At 61.4% G+C, this 17,286-nt stretch carries 14 protein-coding genes and 4 pseudogenes; 9 read left to right on the plus strand and 9 right to left on the minus strand.

Going from position 1 to position 17,286, the window contains the following annotated elements; translation table 11 throughout:
* On the plus strand, positions 1–488 hold a 488-nt coding region (locus JCM21793_RS18425), incomplete at its 5' end, for an SIS domain-containing protein (RefSeq protein WP_025031301.1).
* Between the two features lie 93 nt (positions 489–581).
* On the plus strand, positions 582–1,223 hold the full coding sequence (locus JCM21793_RS18430) for a LysE family translocator (RefSeq protein ID WP_025031302.1): 642 nt from the start codon (positions 582–584) through the stop codon (positions 1,221–1,223).
* A gap of 12 nt (positions 1,224–1,235) precedes the next feature.
* Here the strand turns inward: JCM21793_RS18430 and rlmN are convergent.
* From rlmN to JCM21793_RS18450, 4 genes and pseudogenes are all read right to left on the minus strand, one after another.
* A pseudogene (rlmN, locus tag JCM21793_RS26915) lies at positions 1,236–2,461 on the minus strand (dual-specificity RNA methyltransferase RlmN).
* 127 nt (positions 2,462–2,588) lie between these two features.
* Positions 2,589–3,089, minus strand: coding sequence for an invasion associated locus B family protein (locus tag JCM21793_RS18440; RefSeq protein WP_007010687.1), 501 nt, complete (start codon positions 3,087–3,089; stop codon positions 2,589–2,591).
* 316 nt (positions 3,090–3,405) lie between these two features.
* On the minus strand, positions 3,406–3,786 hold the full coding sequence (locus tag JCM21793_RS18445) for a YkvA family protein (RefSeq protein ID WP_007010686.1): 381 nt from the start codon (positions 3,784–3,786) through the stop codon (positions 3,406–3,408).
* Between the two features lie 73 nt (positions 3,787–3,859).
* Positions 3,860–4,156: a 4a-hydroxytetrahydrobiopterin dehydratase gene (locus JCM21793_RS18450; protein WP_007010685.1), complete on the minus strand. Its 297-nt coding sequence runs from the start codon at positions 4,154–4,156 to the stop codon at positions 3,860–3,862.
* A 58-nt stretch (positions 4,157–4,214) separates the two neighbouring features.
* On the opposite strand from JCM21793_RS18450, the gene JCM21793_RS18455 reads away from it, so the two are divergent.
* Positions 4,215–4,688, plus strand: a complete 474-nt coding sequence (locus JCM21793_RS18455) for a low molecular weight protein-tyrosine-phosphatase (protein WP_025031303.1) — start codon at positions 4,215–4,217, stop codon at positions 4,686–4,688.
* Here JCM21793_RS18455 and thpR read toward each other — a convergent pair.
* Both thpR and JCM21793_RS18465 read right to left on the minus strand, forming a co-directional pair.
* Positions 4,637–5,236 (minus strand): RNA 2',3'-cyclic phosphodiesterase, encoded by a 600-nt coding sequence (gene thpR, locus JCM21793_RS18460; protein WP_025031304.1) that lies wholly within the window; start codon positions 5,234–5,236, stop codon positions 4,637–4,639. The genes JCM21793_RS18455 and thpR overlap by 52 nt on opposite strands.
* Before the next feature lie 79 nt (positions 5,237–5,315).
* A complete protein-coding gene (locus tag JCM21793_RS18465) occupies positions 5,316–5,996 on the minus strand; it encodes an arylesterase (protein ID WP_025031305.1) in 681 nt (226 codons plus the stop codon).
* 80 nt (positions 5,997–6,076) lie between these two features.
* On the opposite strand from JCM21793_RS18465, the gene JCM21793_RS18470 reads away from it, so the two are divergent.
* From JCM21793_RS18470 to JCM21793_RS18485, 4 genes and pseudogenes are all read left to right on the plus strand, one after another.
* Positions 6,077–6,778 carry an ABC transporter ATP-binding protein gene (locus JCM21793_RS18470; protein ID WP_007010681.1) on the plus strand — a complete coding sequence of 234 codons (702 nt, stop codon included), beginning with the start codon at positions 6,077–6,079 and terminating at the stop codon, positions 6,776–6,778.
* An 11-nt stretch (positions 6,779–6,789) separates the two neighbouring features.
* Positions 6,790–9,332 (plus strand): annotated as a pseudogene (locus JCM21793_RS26920) (ABC transporter permease).
* A gap of 201 nt (positions 9,333–9,533) precedes the next feature.
* Positions 9,534–10,273 (plus strand): annotated as a pseudogene (locus tag JCM21793_RS26925) (Bax inhibitor-1/YccA family protein).
* Positions 10,274–10,363: 90 nt separating this feature from the next.
* The gene (locus tag JCM21793_RS18485) at positions 10,364–10,936 is read left to right on the plus strand and encodes a GNAT family N-acetyltransferase (RefSeq protein WP_025031306.1); all 573 of its coding nucleotides are present in this window, start codon (positions 10,364–10,366) and stop codon (positions 10,934–10,936) included.
* Between the two features lie 109 nt (positions 10,937–11,045).
* Here the strand turns inward: JCM21793_RS18485 and JCM21793_RS18490 are convergent, their stop codons facing one another.
* The 3 genes and pseudogenes from JCM21793_RS18490 to acnA form a co-directional block, all read right to left on the minus strand.
* Positions 11,046–11,429, minus strand: coding sequence for a DUF2794 domain-containing protein (locus tag JCM21793_RS18490; RefSeq protein WP_025031307.1), 384 nt, complete (start codon positions 11,427–11,429; stop codon positions 11,046–11,048).
* Between the two features lie 621 nt (positions 11,430–12,050).
* Positions 12,051–12,824, minus strand: coding sequence for a DUF1223 domain-containing protein (locus JCM21793_RS18495; RefSeq protein WP_244439863.1), 774 nt, complete (start codon positions 12,822–12,824; stop codon positions 12,051–12,053).
* A 183-nt stretch (positions 12,825–13,007) separates the two neighbouring features.
* Positions 13,008–15,702: pseudogene (gene acnA, locus JCM21793_RS26930) on the minus strand (aconitate hydratase AcnA).
* A 283-nt stretch (positions 15,703–15,985) separates the two neighbouring features.
* Here acnA and ccmA point away from each other — a divergent pair.
* Positions 15,986–16,597 (plus strand): heme ABC exporter ATP-binding protein CcmA, encoded by a 612-nt coding sequence (ccmA, locus tag JCM21793_RS18505; RefSeq protein ID WP_025031309.1) that lies wholly within the window; start codon positions 15,986–15,988, stop codon positions 16,595–16,597.
* A 289-nt stretch (positions 16,598–16,886) separates the two neighbouring features.
* Positions 16,887–17,286, plus strand: a 400-nt coding sequence (locus JCM21793_RS18510) for a heme exporter protein CcmB (RefSeq protein ID WP_025031310.1), incomplete at its 3' end; no start/stop codon positions are given.

The following is a 17,286-nucleotide window of genomic DNA, read 5'->3' on the forward strand; positions in this document are numbered from 1 at the left end:
TGCCCGGGGCGCTGGCCGCCGCCTGCGACGTGGACTGGGAGCCGGCGCTGCCACTCCTGACAAATGCCGGGTCGATCTACACTGCCGGTCGTGGCCCGGGCTTCGCCATCGCGCTGGAAGCGGCGTTGAAGGCAAAAGAGACGGCTCAGCTTCATGCGGAAGCCTTCTCCCTCGCCGAGCTAATGCACGGACCCATGCAGCTGGTCGACAAGGGCTTTCCCATTCTAGCCTTTGTGCCGGAAGACGCAGCGCTTGCTTCAAGCGCGCAGTCGCTCGAAAAGCTGCGCGGCTTCGGTGCGCAGATTGCGAGCTTCTCTTCGCGTGATCTCGGAGAACTCACCATCAGAACGCCATCCACCGGCCATGGCCAGGTGGACCCGCTGGTCTCGCTCGTCGGTTACTATCGCCTGATCGAGCGGGTCGCGCGGGAGCGTGGGCTCAATCCGGACACACCAGACAAGCTCAAGAAGGTCACGGAAACGATCTGATCCTGCACCAGCGGCCTCCCAATCATGCTGCTGGCGTCGGGTCTGATCCTGCGTTAGCTTCCAGCAGATCAACACCGTGCCGGAAGCACTTCCATGACCTTCATTCCCGACTTCGCCACCATTCTCCAGTTTGCCCTCGCCACCTTCGTGATTTCGATTACGCCGGGCCCGGATATGACGCTGTTCGTCGGCCGGGCGCTGAGCCAGGGCAGGGCGGCCGGCTTCGCCTGCATGTTCGGTGCGATGACCGGGATCATGATCCACACGGCGCTTGTGGCGCTGGGGCTCTCGGCGCTGATTGTCGCTTCACCCGAGGCATTCCTCGCGCTCAAGGTGTTCGGTGCGGGCTATCTGATCTGGTTGGCCATCCAGGCGATCCGCAAAGGCTCCGCCTTCTCGCCGGAAAAGAAGGGCGGGGCGGGGCGGTCGCTCTTGAAGAACTGGGCCACGGGGCTCGGCATCAATCTTCTGAACCCGAAGATCATCCTGTTCTTTATGACATTTCTGCCGCAGTTCGTGTCGGCCAGCGATCCGCACGCGCCGGGCAAGTTGTTCTTTCTTGGGCTTCTGTTCATTCCGCTGGCGCTGCCCATCGTCGCGCCGATGGTGATCGCGGCAGACAGTTTTTCCAAGCTTCTGAAGAAGAGCCCGCGTGTCACCCGCGTGATCGACTATCTGTTCGCAGGCGTTTTCTCGGCCTTTGCGCTGAAGATCCTGACAGCGCAGGCGCGGTGAGCCAGAATTGCCCTATTCGCCGTGGCCGGCGATCATCATGCTTCCAGCTTCAGCCGGTCGGCCTTCTTCATCCGCTCCGATGCGGATTTGAGCTGACCGCAGGCGGCCAGGATGTCGCGTCCGCGCGGGGTGCGGATGGGCGAGGCGTATCCGGCCTTGTTGACCAGATCCGCAAACTCCTCGATCTGCTCCCAGTCGGAGCATTCATAGTCGCTGCCCGGCCATGGATTGAAGGGGATCAGGTTGATCTTGGCAGGGATGCCCTTCAGAAGCCGCACCAGTTCGCGGGCATCGTCGAGCGAGTCGTTGACACCCTTCAGCATCACATACTCAAAGGTGATACGCCGCGCGTTCGAGAGGCCCGGATAGGCGCGGCAGGCGTCGAGCAGCTCCTTCAGCGGATACTTTTTGTTGATCGGCACCAGCTCGTTGCGCAGCTCATCGCGCACGGCGTGCAGCGAGATCGCCAGCATGACGCCGATTTCCTCGCCGGTGCGATAGATTTCCGGAACCACGCCGGAGGTTGAGAGCGTGATGCGGCGCTTTGAGAGCGAAAGGCCCTCGCCATCGGAGGCGATGAGAAGCGCCTGCTTCACATTCTCGAAATTGTAGAGCGGCTCGCCCATGCCCATCATGACGATGTTGGTGACCTTGCGGCCTTCCGCCGGCACGATGGCCCCGTCGGGTGTGTCGGCATCGGGAAAATCGCCGAGGCGATCGCGCGCGACGAGAAGCTGGTCGAGAATTTCTCCTGGCGTGAGATTGCGAACCAGCTTTTGCGTGCCGGTGTGGCAGAAGGTGCAGGTAAGCGTGCAGCCTACCTGGCTGGAGATGCACAGCGTGCCACGGCCTTCTTCGGGAATGTAGACCGTTTCCACGTCGACCGGGCGACCCGCGCCGCGCGCCGGAAAGCGCATCAGCCACTTGCAGGTGCCGTCCTTCGAAATCTGCTCTTCGATGATTTCCGGGCGGGCGATTGTAAAGCGCTCATCGAGCTTTGCGCGCAAATCCTTGGAGATGTTGAACATCTGCGAGAAATCGGAAACGCCGCGCACATAGAGCCAGTGCCACAATTGGCGTACGCGCATGCGCGCCTGCCGTTCGGTCACGTCGAGCGAAAGAAGGGCCTCGGCGAGTTCATCGCGCGAAAGCCCGATCAGCGATTGCCTGTCTGCGGTGGCCTGGGGGCGCAGGTCGGCGCGGCCCGCAGGCGTGGATAGGTCGAGTGTCAGTGCCATGGCGTTCTTGAAGTGCGTTGCGGGTGGCTCACTCCGAAAGCCGGGGCCACCCTTCAATTGCCGCGCTCATAGCACGCTTGCGGGCCGCCGTCACCCATGGCGGCGGCAAACCCGGTTTTGCGGAACGCTATTTGCAGTTCTGCGTCGCGTTGATCGCGGCGGTGACACCGCTCAGCGAGAAGGTGTAGCCGGTGTCGTTGCCGCGGCCGGATTTGGCTGCGATCTTCATGTCCGAACCACCCTTCATGGCGGCGATCAACTGGGGCTCCTCGGCGGCATTTTCCAGCCAGGCGGATTTGCCCTGGGTGAACATGCTGAACCTCTTGTTGCCAATCGTGACGATCACCTTGGATCCCGACTGGAAATTGTAGGCGGCGATGAACTGCGGTTCTGAAGCCACGTTCTGACCGGGCTTCTGGCTGACGAAGAAGAAAATATCGCCATGGTCGAGGCTGGCCGGCTGCTTTTCCTTCGGCACGCTCATGGCGTAGCACACCTTGCCGTTACCGGACTGGTAGCTGTAGACACCCCAGTCGCGATGCTGTCCCACCGCCGTTGCCTGGGCCAGCGCGGGGCTTGCCGCCGCCATTCCGCAAATGAGCATCAGTGTCGAAATCAGTACGCGCATCGTCTTGACCGTCTTTTTCTGCCAGTGTTTGGAGACCGGCTGGTCCCTCTAGATCACTTCATTTTTATTTAATCTGGGTTACCAAAGCGTGAAGCGAATCGACGGATTCTTCATGCGTTCAACCCCGATTGTCCGTTGCCGCAAAAAATGCGTCAACTCCCGAACACCCTTCATTTCCGGTTGAAACGAATGAAAGAGGCAAGAATTTGACTGGCTAGATCGTCGTGCGTCCATCCGGACGCACAAAGGACGATCTAAATTATTGATGGGACATCGGAATAATCCGAAAATCGGATCCCACTTTTCGGGCGATGCTCTAGGCTTTGCGTTCGGTTTCCGTGAGGGCCTGTCTGGCGGCAATGCGATGCGCCGGCGTGATGTGGCGGCGTACGGCGTTGAGTGCCGCCGCCAGCACGGCGACGTCATCCGTAAAGCCGAAACCCAGCAGAAAATCGGGCACTACATCAAGCGGGAGCACGAAGTAGGCCAGTGCGGCGAGGAGAATGCCACGCACCTTTGGCGGTGTGTCATTGTCGAGCGCGCAGTAATAGCCAGCGACAAGATCTTCCATGAAGGGCACCTGGCGGGCGGCCTTCTTCACCGTGCGCCAGAACTTGGCGCGCACACGTTCCTCGCGTTCCCGGTTCTCGCCGGGCCCGACAGGTTCAAGGATTTCGCCGATTTTCACATCTTCCATTGTGTGCTCCTGCAGGCAAAGATGTGGGAATCAGCCTGCAAAATTCAATGCTCAGCTGGAAGCGATGGCTGGATCAGCCGCGGGCCAGGTCGTTCATTGCGGCAGCGAGCTTCAGATCGAGCTCGGTCAGCCCGCCCGCATCATGCGTGGACAGACTGACATCCACGGTCTTGTAGACATTCGACCAGTCCGGGTGATGGTTGAGTTTCTCGGCCATCAGTGCCGAACGCGTCATGAAGGCGAACGCTTCGGAGAAATCGGCGAAAACGAAACGCCGCTGGATGGAGCCGCCATCCTCCGCGAGATCCCATCCGTCGAGTGTTCTGAGCGCCTGTTCCAGTGCTGCCGGATCGAGCTTTGCCCTTGCCATTGCTTCTCTCCATGGTATCGCCTGTCGGAACCATCACCCGGATGATAGCGCATAGACCATGAACGCAAAGCCCCGTACCTCGATCCTGTTTGTCTGTCTCGGCAACATCTGCCGTTCACCGCTCGCCGAGGGCGTGTTTCGCAGTGTGGTGGCCGAGCGCGGGCGGGATGCGGATTTCATGATCGATTCTGCCGGAACGGGTGCCTGGCATGTGGGCAATGCGCCCGACCCACGTTCTATCGAGATCGCCCGCCGGTTCGGTGTCGATATCTCCATGCAGCGGGCGCGACAGGTGAACGCCAGGGACTTTGAACGGTTCGACCTGCTTCTGGGCATGGACCGCAATAATGTCCGGACGCTGCGTGAGCGAGCGCCGGAGGCGGCGGCAGGGAAGATCCACCTCTTCCTCAATTATGCAGACGGCCGAACGCTCGACATTCCCGACCCCTACTACGGGGGCGATGATGGCTTCGCGTCGGTCTACCAGACGATCCGCGAAGCTTCCGAAGCACTGTTGTCGAAACTCGCCTGACGGTCGTGGTCCGCACCCACCAGAGGCCAGGCTTCCTCTATGATATACGGCCCGCCGCCGAACGAGGCACGCGACGACATGAGCACGAAACGGCCCACGCTGAAGGGCACCGAGGCAAAGTTGCCGCGGGCGGAAAGATAGTTTGCCACGTCGCGTGGATTGGCGTTCTTCAGGCGCGCCAGCGTTACATGCGGTGTGAACTTCCTGGGATCCGGCGGCAGTCGTAAGCGCCGGCAGATGCCTTCAATCTCACCCTGCAGGGCGTAGAGATCGGGCGAAGCGGACACGCCGGCCCAGATGGAGTGCGGTTTCTTCTGCCCGAAGGCCCCGACACCGGATAGCTTCATCGTGAAAGCTGGCCGCCGAACCCTATCGAGGGCATTGGCGATCTCGTCGGCCGTGTGGCCTTCCACATCGCCAAAGAACCGCAATGTCAGATGATAGTTTTCGATGTCGATCCAACGAGCTCCTGGGAGGCCCCCGCGCAGAAGTGACAACGACAAAGCGGCGTCACGCGGGATCTCGAGGGCGGTGAAAAGTCGCGGCATGGCAACCTCCTCGAATCGCACTGTCAATGACAGCGAATCACCGATTGCCACCGTGAGCAAGCGGTTTCTTCATCAAGTTTTACGTGCCTTCTTCCTGTTGCTCGTCGAGCACTTCGCGGAAGGTGGGCAGGATGCGCTCCACCATGCGTGCGACGCCCTGGGCATTCGGGTGCATTCCGTCTTCCAGAAGCAGTGACGGTTCGGCGGCCACGCCGTCGAGAAAGAACGGGATGAGCGGGATTTCGTGTTTCTCCGCCAACCGCTCATAGAGCGGGTTGAAGGCGGCGGCATAGTCTTCGCCGAGATTGGGCGCGGCCAGCATGCCGGCCAGGATCACGTGCTGCCCGCGTTCCTTCAGTGTGGAGATCATCCGATCGAGATTTTGCTCGGTGGATGCGGGGGGAATGCCACGCAGCATGTCGTTGGCGCCCAGCTCCAGAAGCACAATGTCTGCCGTTTCGGGAACGGACCACTCAAGGCGTGAAAGCCCGCCGCTGGTGGTGTCGCCGGATACGCCGGCATTGGTGATTGCAACATCGTAATCTTCCGCCCTGAGCGCGTCTTCGAGCTGCTCCGGGAAACCTTCTCCCGGCCCGAGATTGTAGCCCGCCATAAGACTGTCGCCGAAACCGACGATTTCAATTGCCCCGGCGGTTTCGGCTCGTGCGGTCACGGCGATGCAAAGCGCCAGCATGAGTGCTGCGGCGGCCGATGAAATTTTTGTGAACTGGCCGGAAGGACGAAAAAATTTGAATGCCATGCGGGATAACCCATATTTGCCAGAATCGTGCGTTTGTACGATCCCAGCGTCATTTCTTCCCAATATAGGATGTCTTTTCCGTGACAGAAGCCGTGATCGAACTTGAGAACGTTTCGCTGACGCTGGGCGAGGGCGCTTCCTCGGTGCATGTTCTCAAAGGGGTAAGCCTCTCCGTTGAACGGGGACGCTCGACAGCGATTGTCGGCCCTTCCGGTTCGGGCAAGTCCACACTGCTGATGGTGATCGCAGGGCTCGAGCGCGTCGATGACGGCATCGTGCGCGTTGGTGGGACGCAGATCAACGGGCTGAGCGAAGATGCGATTGCCGCCTTTCGCGGCCGTTCGATCGGTATCGTTTTCCAGTCCTTTCACCTCATCCCCAACATGACGGCGCTGGAGAATGTCGCCGTGCCGCTGGAACTGGCCGGGCATGCCGATCCGTTCGGTGCGGCCGAGGAGGAACTGGCCGCTGTCGGTCTTTCGCAGCGCCTGACACACTATCCGGGCGAGCTCTCGGGCGGTGAGCAGCAGCGCGTGGCCATTGCCCGTGCGCTGGCGCCGGGGCCGGCGATCCTGATCGCCGACGAACCGACCGGCAATCTCGATCAGGCCACGGGCCGGCAGATTGCCGATATGCTGTTTGCCAAGGCGAAGGAGCGGGGGACGTCGCTTGTGCTCGTTACCCACGATCCCGCCCTTGCCGCACGCTGCGAGCGACAGGTGGCGATGCGCTCGGGGCGCATCGAGCCCGAGGTCGCGGTCGAGAAGGCCGCAATGGCATGAATTCGGACGAGATGAGCTTCCGTCGCAGCCTCAGCCTGGCATTTCGTTTCTCCTTGCGCGAGATGCGCGGCGGGCTCTCGGGCTTTTTCATCTTTCTGGCCTGCATTGCGCTGGGCGTGGGCGCCATTGGTGGCGTCAACTCCGTCGCCACGGCTATTACCGGAGCCGTGGAAGCCGAAGGCCAGTCGCTGCTTGCCGCCGATCTGCGTTTCGAGTTGAACCAGAGGCGTGCCGGCGATGCCGAGCTGTCGTTCCTTTCCGGGCTGGGCGACGTTGCCGAGAGCGCGAACATGCGCTCCATGGCGCGGCTCCCGGACGGTTCCGACCAGACGCTCGTGGAGGTGAAGGCGGTCGACGCGCTCTATCCGCTCTATGGAGAGCGGGTGACCGAGCCGCAGCTTTCCCATGCCGAACTCTTCGATGAAAAGGCGGGCGCGTATGGCGCCGCGGCGCCTCAACTGCTTTTCGAGCGGCTGGGTCTCGGTGTCGGCGACCGCATCATGCTGGGTGGGGAGACCATCGAGCTGCGTGCCGTGCTTGTCAGCGAGCCGGATGCCGTTTCCGACGGGTTCGGCTTTGCGCCGCGGCTGATGATTTCGCTGGACGCGCTTCAGGCGACCGGGCTCATCCAGCCGGGAAGTCTTGTCGAGCACGTCTACAAAGTGCGGCTCAATGGCGACGCGGGCGCTCTCGAAACTGTGCAGGCGCGAGCCGCGTCCGCGTTTCCGGAGGCCGGGTGGAGCATCCGTACGCGCAGCAACGCGGCGCCCTCGCTTTCGCGCAATATCGAACGGTTTTCGCAGTTTCTCACCCTGGTGGGGCTAACGGCTCTTGTGGTGGGGGGCGTGGGGGTTGCCAACGCGGTTCGAGCCTACCTCGACAGCAAGCGTGCCGTGATTGCGACCTTCAAGAGCCTTGGCGCTTCCGGCGGTTTCGTCTTCACCGTTTACCTCGTGCAGATCCTGATGATCGCCGGGATTGGTGTTCTCGCCGGCCTGGTGATCGGCGCCCTGATGCCGTTCGGCGCATCGGCTGTTCTGGCGAATGTCCTGCCGGTTCCCGCGACGGGCGGCGTCTATCCGGCGGCGCTTATGGTGGCGGCGCTTTTTGGCGTGATGATCACGCTTGTGTTCGCGCTGATGCCGCTCGGCCGGGCACGGGATGTGCCGGCGACGGCGCTTTTCCGGGAAATGGGTGTCGATGGGCGCGGCTGGCCGCGTCCCGTCTATATCGCTCTTTCGGTTGCCATCGCGGCGGGTCTTGCCGGTTTCGCGGTCTGGTTTTCCGACGACCGGCGCATGGCTGCGATCTTTGTCGGCGCGACCGTGTTTGCCTTCATCGTGCTGAGGGTTGTGGCGCTTGGCATTGAGTGCTGGCGCGCCGCAGTCCGCGTGTAACCTCGACGCCGCTGCGCCTGGCGCTCGGCAATATCCATCGCCCCGGCGCGCTGACGCCCTCCGTGGTGCTTTCGCTGGGCCTCGGTCTCACGCTGCTTGCCACGCTGGCGCTGATCGACGGCAATCTGCGCCGGCAGATCACCGGCAATCTGCCGGACGTCGCGCCAAACTTCTTTTTCGTCGACATCCAGAGCGGTGAGGTGGAAGCCTTTGCTGATCTGGTGAAGCGGGAAGCGCCCGGTGGCAAACTGATCCAGGTGCCGATGCTGCGCGGGCGCATTACCGCGCTCAACGATGTGAATGTGCGTGATATGGAAATTCCGCCAGAGGGCGGCTGGGTGCTGCGGGGTGACCGTGGCATCACCTATGCCCGCAACGCGCCCGAAAACGCCACGCTGACACAGGGTGATTGGTGGCCGGCAGATTATCAGGGCGAACCGCTCGTTTCCTTCACGGCGGAGGAGGGTGGAGAGCTTGGTCTCAAGATTGGAGACACGATCACCGTCAACGTGCTCGGGCGTGACGTCACGGCGCGAATCGCCAATTTCCGCGCCGTCGAATGGGAGTCTCTGGCGATCAACTTCGTGATGGTGTTTTCGCCCAACACATTTGCCGGCGCTCCGCACGCCTGGCTGGCGACGCTGACGGATGCGGAAGCGACACAGGCTGACGAATCGCAGATTCTCAATGCCGTTACGCGCAGTTTCCCGACGGTGACCACCGTGCGCGTGAAAGATGCGCTCGATGTGGTGAACCGGCTTGTCGAGCAATTGGCCACCGCAATCCGTGCGGCAGCCGCCGTTGCGCTGATTGCCTCGGTTCTCGTGCTTTCCGGTGCACTGGCAGCCGGCAACCGGGCGCGGGTGCACGATGCCGTGGTCCTGAAGACGCTGGGTGCTACACGGCGCACGCTGATTGCCGCCTTTTCGCTCGAATATCTGCTGATCGGTCTTGCCACGGCGGTGTTCGCGCTGCTTGCGGGCGGGATTGCTGCCTGGTTTGTGGTGGCGCAGGTGATGGGCCTGCCCTCAAGCTTCCTGCCGGAGGTGGCGTTCACCACCGTTGTGGTGGCGCTGGTGATGACGGTTGGCTTCGGCCTGATTGGCACTTGGCGGGTTCTCGGACACAAGGCGGCGCCGGTTCTGCGCAATCTGTGAGCGTGAAAAACCGTTAACCCTGCGCATGGAGAGGTGCCGTTTCGCCCGCGAACTGTTGCCGCAGGTGCATTTCCGGCGTGGGGAGGTCTTGTCCTGAACACAAACTGACATCATATTTGATCTACGCATGCTGGTATCCCGCCAGCGGCGCACGGCCTCGTGGCCGTCACCGGACGGGATTTAAGCCAGAAAGGGGTAATTATGGCTGACCTTCGTAACTATCAGGCCCGCGCAACGCCCGGCGTGCGCGCGGACGCGGCCATCGACGAGGGCCTGCGCGCTATATGATCCGCGTCTACAACCTTATGGCGCTCGGCCTGGCGATCACCGGCCTTGCAGCCTTTGGCGCGTTCAACCTTGCCATCGCCGACGGCCAGCTCACGGCTTTCGGCCAGCTCATCTATGCCAGCGCCTTCCGCTGGGTTGTCATTCTCGCACCGCTTGCGCTGGTGTTCTTCCTGAGTTTCCGCATTCAGAACATGAGCGTGGGAGCGGCACAGACAACCTTCTGGGTCTATTCGGCTCTGGTGGGTCTGTCCCTGTCGACGATCTTCCTCGTCTACACGGGCGAGAGCATCGTCCGCACCTTCTTCATCACCGCCGCTTCGTTCGGCGCGCTTTCGCTCTGGGGCTACACGACCAAGCGTGACCTTTCGGGCATGGGGTCGTTCCTGTTCATGGGTCTGATCGGCATCATCATTGCCTCGATCGTGAACATTTTCCTCGGCTCATCGGCGCTGCAGTTCGCCATTTCGGTGATCGGCGTGCTGGTGTTCGCCGGCCTGACGGCCTACGACACCCAGCAGATCAAGGAGATGTATTACGAGGGCGACGATGCCACCGTGTCCGGCCGCAAGGCGATCATGGGCGCGCTGCGTCTCTATCTCGACTTCATCAACCTGTTCATGTTCCTGCTGCAGTTCCTCGGAAATCGCGAGTAGCGGGCGCGGAACCAGAAACAGTGCTATGGAGAGGGCGGCTTTCGGGCCGCCCTTTCTTTTGCTTCATTCGAGAGCGACCACCGAGTTTCCATGAAACCCACCATTCGCCCCGCAACGCCGGCTGACCTCCCGGCCATCACCCGCATCTATGCGCACGCCGTTGCCGGGGGCACGGCAAGCTATGAGCTTGAACCGCCGGGCGAGGCCGAGATGCGCGAGCGCATGGAGGCGCTCGTTCGCAATGGCTACCCCTATATCGTTGCTGAGAATGAAGACGAGATTCTCGGTTACGCCTATGCGGGTCCGTTTCGCCCGAGACGGGCCTATCGCTTCATGGTCGAGGATTCCGTTTATCTGGCGCCGGAAGCGCAGGGTCGCGGCGTGGGGCGGCTTTTGCTTCAGGCTCTGGTTGAAGCGTGCGAACGGTGCGGATTTCGCCAGATCGTCGCCGTTATCGGCGACGGCTCGGAGGAAAGCGCCTCGGTAAAACTGCATCGGGCCGCAGGTTTCCGCGATGCCGGCATTCTTCGCGGCAGCGGTTTCAAGCACGGGCGCTGGCTCGACACGGTGTTTATGCAGCTTACGCTGAATGAGGGCGATCGTGCGCCGCCCGATCCCGATTCCATCCCCGAACGTCTGTTTCGGGGCGAGTCGGTTCGTTGATGCCGGTTAGATCGTCGTGCGTCCATCCGGATGCACAAAGGACGATCCAAAATATTGATGGAGCATCGGAATAATCCGAAAACCGGATTCCGCTTGTCGGCCCGATGCTCTAGGTGACGAGTTTCAGCTTCTTGTCGAACACGGCCAGAACGCGTGCCAATTCATGCCCGCGTTTCAGGATTGCGCCTGTGGCGGCGATAACGCTGTAGGCACCCTGCTTCCGTGTCAACTTGGGATCCTTGACGATCTGAAACAGCGGGACTTCGCTGGTTCGCCGGAACACGGAGAACACCGCCCGGTCCCTCAGATGATCGATGGCGTAGTCACGCCACTCGCCTGCCGCGACCATGCGGCCATAGATGCGCAGAATCTGATCCAGTTCGCGCCGCTCGAAGGTTACGGGGAGATCGGAACGTGCCCTGCGTGCCTCGTGCAGCGGGATCAGTATCCCGGAGCCGTCCCTATCCTCCCCCGCGCTGCCGTAATCGGTCATTGGCTGTACCTCATGACGATTTGGTGACAGGGGAAGGTTCGCCCGCCATAGGCGGAATTGCAAGCCCGCATTCCCCGGGCTGCATTTGGCCGGGCCTGAGATGCAAAAAAAAGCGCCTCATCCTTCTTGATGGCATGGTTCATCAGAGTGGTTAGAGTTACCCACATCTTTTGCCGGCACGGCCAATCTTGCTCTGCAAGCCTCAATTGTTAGCCGGTAGTCACAAATCAGGACCGTTTGTCGGAATTGGTGATGACTTGCCTTTTTCTTGCCGCATTTTGTCCAAGCTCACGCCCCATTGTGCCGCAACGATCCACCCGTTGCCTGAGACGGTTCGGTCCGGACACGGATCCCGAAAACCCCAAGCCCCCCCGCCCTCGGGGTCATGACCGGATCGAACCAACTCTCGGATGTCCGAGCGGGCAGCGGTCCCAAGAGATCAAAACCGGTGCTGAATGAGTCAGCGCCGGTTTTTCTTTTGGGACCAAGCCGCGCGGCTACTCACCCAGGTCCTGATCCTGGATCGCCGTGCGTCCGTCCGGACGCACAAAGGACGATCTAAATTATTGATGGAGCATCGGAATAGCCCGAAAACCGGATTCCACTTTTCGGTCCGATGCTCTACGGGTTCATGGCAAATGCGCCCAATATCGCGCCCGGTCGACCGTCTTTGTCGACGCGCTGGAGCAGGAGTGCGCAGCCATTGCCCTTCTGCACCAGTTCGGCCTTGGGCATTTCGAAGCTCTTGGCGGCGCCATCCCACATGCCGATCGTCTGGATGCGGTTGACCGCGTTGCGATATTGTATCGATCGGCCACGGTTTTCGCCGGCGCGGATATCCACTGTGCTTTGCGGCGTGTAATCGACAAAGACCAGGTGCGCATTGATGGGCTCGCCCTTCAGGTTCTCGGGTATTGAGCCGACATTGACGACGATGGTGTCGCCCATGTCCTTGAGGGAAATATCCACCTGAAGTCCGTCCACGGTTCCTGCGAGGGCTTCAAGCGTTGAAGTGACCTTGCCCCGGTCCGCGCCATTCATGTCGCGCCGGCCGTTGACGATGGCCTGTGGCGTGTAGACGGATGCCCTTTGAAGTGCACCGGCATATCTTCTCTGCCGTTCGGAGTTCGCCGGGCTTGCGAGCGCATCACGCCAGCCCAGATAGTCCCAGTAATCGACGTGGTAAGCGAGGGCGACAACATCGCCTCGTGCCGCGAGTTCACCCAGCACGGCGTCTGCCGGTGGACAGGAACTGCAGCCCTGGCTCGTAAAGAGCTCCACAACACCGATCGGGCCGACCGGGCGGCTGGTGCTTTCGGCACTGCCGGGGTCAGTGAAGGCCAATAAGCCTAAAGCCACAGCCAGAAAATGGCCGGGTATCCAGAGCCGAAACATGCGCTCTCCGTTTGGGATGTGAAGCGATCATTGCTTTGTTTCAGAACTATAGGAGCGACCCCGCCTCAACAAGAAGTCACGTTCAGGTGAGACCGGCCCGCAGCGCGGTTTCCAATGGCAGAAACAAAAAAAGACCGCCGGCGTTTCCGCCGGCGGTCTGACTGAAGCGATCCCGTGGGCGGATCAGGCGGCCAGGTCGCGCAGGACGTATTGCAGGATGCCGCCATTCTTGAAGTATTCAAGCTCATCCAGCGTATCGATGCGGCAAAGAAGCGGAACCTCCTTTACCGAACCATCGGCAAAGGTGATCTTCGCGTTCACCGTGGCGCGCGGCTTGATGGTCTCGAGCCCGTCGATGGTGACGGTTTCATCGCCCTTCAGACCGAGGCTTGACCAGCTCGTTCCTTCGTCGGCAAAGACGAAGGGAATGACGCCCATGCCAACCAGATTGGAGCGGTGGATGCGCTCGTAGCTCTCAGAGATGACGGCGCGGACGCCGAGCAGATTGGTGCCCTTGGCAGCCCAGTCGCGCGAGGAGCCGTTGCCGTATTCGCCGCCGGCGAACACCACCAGCGGCACGCCTTCCTTGCGGTATTCCATGGCTGCGTCATAGATCGACATCTCCTCCTTGGAGGGATAGTGGATCGTGTAGCCGCCTTCGGTACCGTTTTCGCCCAGCATGTGGTTGCGGATGCGGATGTTGGCGAAGGTGCCGCGCATCATCACTTCATGGTTGCCGCGACGCGTGCCGTACTGGTTGAAGTCGGCAACGCCCACGCCATTGCCCATCAGGTACTTGCCGGCTGGCGACTGTGCCTTGATGGAACCGGCCGGCGAAATGTGGTCGGTGGTGATCTTGTCGCCGAACAGGCCGAGAATGCGTGCACCCTTGATGTCGCTCACATCGCCGGTCGTCTTCTTCATGCCGACAAAATAGGGTGGGTTCTGCACATAGGTCGACTTGTCGTCCCATGCATAGGTTTCGCCTTCCGGCACCTGCACGGCCTGCCAGTTTTCGTCGCCCTTGAAGACCTCGGCATACTTCTTCTCGAAGAGATCGCGGGTGACGTTCTTCTGGATGAACTCCTGGATCTCCTGATTGGAGGGCCAGATGTCCTTCAGATAGACGTCGTTGCCGTCCTTGTCCTGACCGATTGGTTCCTTGGTCAGGTCCTTGGTCACCGAGCCGGCGAGCGCGTAGGCGACGACCAGCGGCGGCGAAGCCAGGTAGTTGGCCTGCACATCCGGCGAGATGCGGCCTTCGAAGTTGCGGTTGCCGGAGAGAACGCCGGCAGCGATCAGACCCTTGTCGTTGATGGTCTTGGAGACCGGGGCCGGAAGCGGGCCGGAGTTGCCGATGCAGGTCGTGCAGCCGAAGCCGACGAGGTTGAAGCCGATCTGGTCGAGCTCCTTCTGCAGGCCGGAATTCTCCAGATATTCCGCAACCACCTGTGAGCCCGGAGCAAGCGAGGTCTTCACCCATGGCTTCTGCTTGAGGCCAAGACGGTTGGCGTTGCGGGCCAGCAGGCCGGCGCCGATCAGCACGCTCGGGTTCGAGGTGTTGGTGCAGGAGGTGATGGCGGCAATCGCCACGTCACCATGGCCAAGGTCGTAATCCTCGCCCTCAACCTGCCAGCGCTGTTCCAGCGTGGACGGATCCTTCTTGTATTCCTTCTCAAGCGATTCGGCGAAGCCGGATGCGATGTTGTCGAGCGGAATGCGGCCTTCGGGACGCTTCGGGCCAGCCATTGACGGAACGACTTCGCCAAGGTCGAGCTCGAGTGTGTCCGTGAAGACCGGATACTCGGTGCCCGTCTCGCGGAACATGCCCTGCGCCTTGCAGTAGGCTTCGACGAGCGCGATGCGGTCCTTGGAGCGACCGGAGACATTGAGATAGTTCAGCGTTTCCGAATCGACCGGGAAGAAGCCGCAGGTTGCGCCGTATTCCGGGCCCATATTGCCGATGGTAGCGGCGTCGGCCAGCGTCAGATGGTCGAGGCCTTCGCCGAAGAACTCGACGAACTTGCCGACAACGCCTTTCTTGCGCAGCATCTGCACGACGGTGAGAACCAGATCGGTGGCCGTCACGCCTTCCTTCAGTTTGCCGGTGAGCTTGAAGCCGATGACTTCCGGCAGGAGCATGGAGATCGGCTGGCCGAGCATGGCCGCTTCGGCCTCGATGCCGCCCACGCCCCAGCCCAGCACGCCCAGACCATTGATCATGGTCGTGTGCGAATCGGTGCCGACGCAGGTGTCCGGATAGGCAATCGTCTTGCCGTCCTCATCCTTCGTCCATACGGCCTGACCGAGATATTCGAGGTTCACCTGGTGGCAGATGCCGGTGCCGGGCGGCACGACGCGGAAGTTCTTGAACGCCTTCTGACCCCATTTCAGGAAGCGGTAGCGTTCGCCATTGCGCTGGTACTCCAGCTCCACATTGCGCGAGAAGGCCTTCGGTGTGCCGAACTCATCGACAATAACCGAGTGGTCGATGACGAGGTCGACTGGCACCAGCGTTGATCTTCTGCGGGTCGCCGCCGAGCGACACCATGGCATCGCGCATGGCCGCCAGATCCACCACGGCGGGAACGCCGGTGAAGTCCTGCATCAGCACGCGGGCCGGGCGGTAGGCGATCTCGTGACCGGCCGTACCCCGGTCGTCGAGCCATGCCGCGACCGCTTCGATATCGGACTTGGTGACCGAGCGTCCGTCTTCGTTGCGCAGCAGGTTCTCAAGCAGCACCTTCATGGAGAAGGGCAGGCGGGAAATGCCTTCGAGCCCGTTTTTCTCGGCCTCCTTGAGATCGAAATAAACATACTCCGCATCCCCCACCTGGAGGGTGCGACGGCAATTGAAACTGTCTAGAGATTTGGTCACGGGCGATCCTATCCTGTTCTGCTATCCGAAACGGGAACGGACTCCTCGAGGCATCACGCGCAAAAGGTGCGGGTACGGTCATTTCCGCTGTCCGCCCCCAAGCGTCCCGGCCGTTCAAGGCGGCGCGCGCGCGGGGTATCGGCACAAAGAGTTACACGCCGACCGCTGGCGTGGTTGAGGCGGATATAGAGAATTTTGTAGAAGAGTTCTAGAGTGAGAAATGGCAAATCTGCCATGTCGTAAAAAATTCAGGACCATATCTTTGCCGAAGGACGACCACATGATGCGGCTTGCTGCCGAGGGGCTTGGCGGTGAGCGCGGCGGCGAGACCGTGTTCGCCGGCATTTCCTTCACGCTCGGTGAAGGCGAGGCGCTGACGGTCACGGGGCCAAATGGCGCCGGCAAATCCACCTTGTTGCGCGTCGTGTGCGGCCTTTTGCCCGCCTGTGGGGGCACTGTGCAGTTTACCGGCGGCGGCGAAGCTTTTCCCGATGTCGCCTCAGCCTGCCATTATCTTGGCCACCGTAATGCAATGAAGGCCGAGCTTGGCGTCGAGGAAAATTTGCGCTTCTGGCAGGAGTTCATGGGTGAGCCCCATCTGCCGCCATTCGAGGCGCTGGAGATGGTGGGTCTGGGCGATATCGGCCATTTGCCGTTCGGCTATCTGTCCACGGGCCAGAGGCGGCGTGCTTCCATCGCGCGGCTTCTGGTGAGTTATCGGCCCGTCTGGCTGCTCGATGAGCCGACCTCCGGTCTCGACAAGGCATCGGAAGCGCAGTTCGCCGATCTGATGGCGGTGCATCTGGAGGATGGCGGCATGATCATGGCCGCCACACATCTGCCGCTTGGCCTGAAGGGCGCGCGTGAATTGCGCATGGGGGAGGCGGCGATATGAAGGCATTTGGCCGCCGCCGCGGGGGGCGAGGTGAAGCAAGGCACGTCATCCCGGAAGTCCGAAGGGCTATCCGGGACCCATTGGGAGAATGCCAAGGGGCGAGTCCCCGTTTCGCTACAGGCTCCGATTGGCGCTGTTTGTCGGTTTCTCGGAGACCGGCCGTGCCTCTCAATGGGTCCCGGCTCTCCTTCCAGTCGGCCGGGATGACGGGGGGCAGGGATGAATGTTCTGCCTTTCAGACGGGTGAAATTCGCTTTCATCTCACGCCAATGCCGCCTTTGGTGGCACCATGCTAGCGCTTTTCCGACGCGAGCTGCAGATTGGCGTGCGCACCGGCAACGGGGCGCTGACCGGTGTGCTATTCTTTCTTGCCGTTGTCGCCGTCATACCTTTCGGCGTCGGGCCGGATCTAAACCTCCTTGCGCGCATTGGCCCGGCGATCCTCTGGATCGGAGCGCTGCTTGCCGGCCTTCTCGGGCTTGAGCGCCTGTTCCAGGCTGATCGTGAGGACGGCTCCCTGGACCTGCTGCTTCTGGCCGACAGCCGGCACATGACGGCCTTGACCGTGTTTGTAAAATGCTGCGCGCACTGGACGGTCAACGTCCTGCCGTTGGTGGTCGTGACCCCGCTGCTCGGTCTTTTCATGAATGTCGAGCCGGCGGGCATTCCCGCGGCGACCGCGACGCTGG

Source organism: Nitratireductor aquibiodomus NL21 = JCM 21793 (assembly GCF_000615975.1).
Lineage (GTDB): Bacteria > Pseudomonadota > Alphaproteobacteria > Rhizobiales > Rhizobiaceae > Nitratireductor > Nitratireductor aquibiodomus.

Coding starts and splice junctions, on each gene's coding strand:
- JCM21793_RS18430 (WP_025031302.1), top strand. CDS start 582: ATGACCTTCATTCCCGACTTCGCCACCATTCTCCAGTTTGCCCTCGCC.
- JCM21793_RS18440 (WP_007010687.1), bottom strand. CDS start 3,089: ATGCGCGTACTGATTTCGACACTGATGCTCATTTGCGGAATGGCGGCG.
- JCM21793_RS18445 (WP_007010686.1), bottom strand. CDS start 3,786: ATGGAAGATGTGAAAATCGGCGAAATCCTTGAACCTGTCGGGCCCGGC.
- JCM21793_RS18450 (WP_007010685.1), bottom strand. CDS start 4,156: ATGGCAAGGGCAAAGCTCGATCCGGCAGCACTGGAACAGGCGCTCAGA.
- JCM21793_RS18455 (WP_025031303.1), top strand. CDS start 4,215: ATGAACGCAAAGCCCCGTACCTCGATCCTGTTTGTCTGTCTCGGCAAC.
- thpR (WP_025031304.1), bottom strand. CDS start 5,236: ATGCCGCGACTTTTCACCGCCCTCGAGATCCCGCGTGACGCCGCTTTG.
- JCM21793_RS18465 (WP_025031305.1), bottom strand. CDS start 5,996: ATGGCATTCAAATTTTTTCGTCCTTCCGGCCAGTTCACAAAAATTTCA.
- JCM21793_RS18485 (WP_025031306.1), top strand. CDS start 10,364: ATGAAACCCACCATTCGCCCCGCAACGCCGGCTGACCTCCCGGCCATC.
- JCM21793_RS18490 (WP_025031307.1), bottom strand. CDS start 11,429: ATGACCGATTACGGCAGCGCGGGGGAGGATAGGGACGGCTCCGGGATA.
- JCM21793_RS18495 (WP_244439863.1), bottom strand. CDS start 12,824: ATGTTTCGGCTCTGGATACCCGGCCATTTTCTGGCTGTGGCTTTAGGC.
- ccmA (WP_025031309.1), top strand. CDS start 15,986: ATGCGGCTTGCTGCCGAGGGGCTTGGCGGTGAGCGCGGCGGCGAGACC.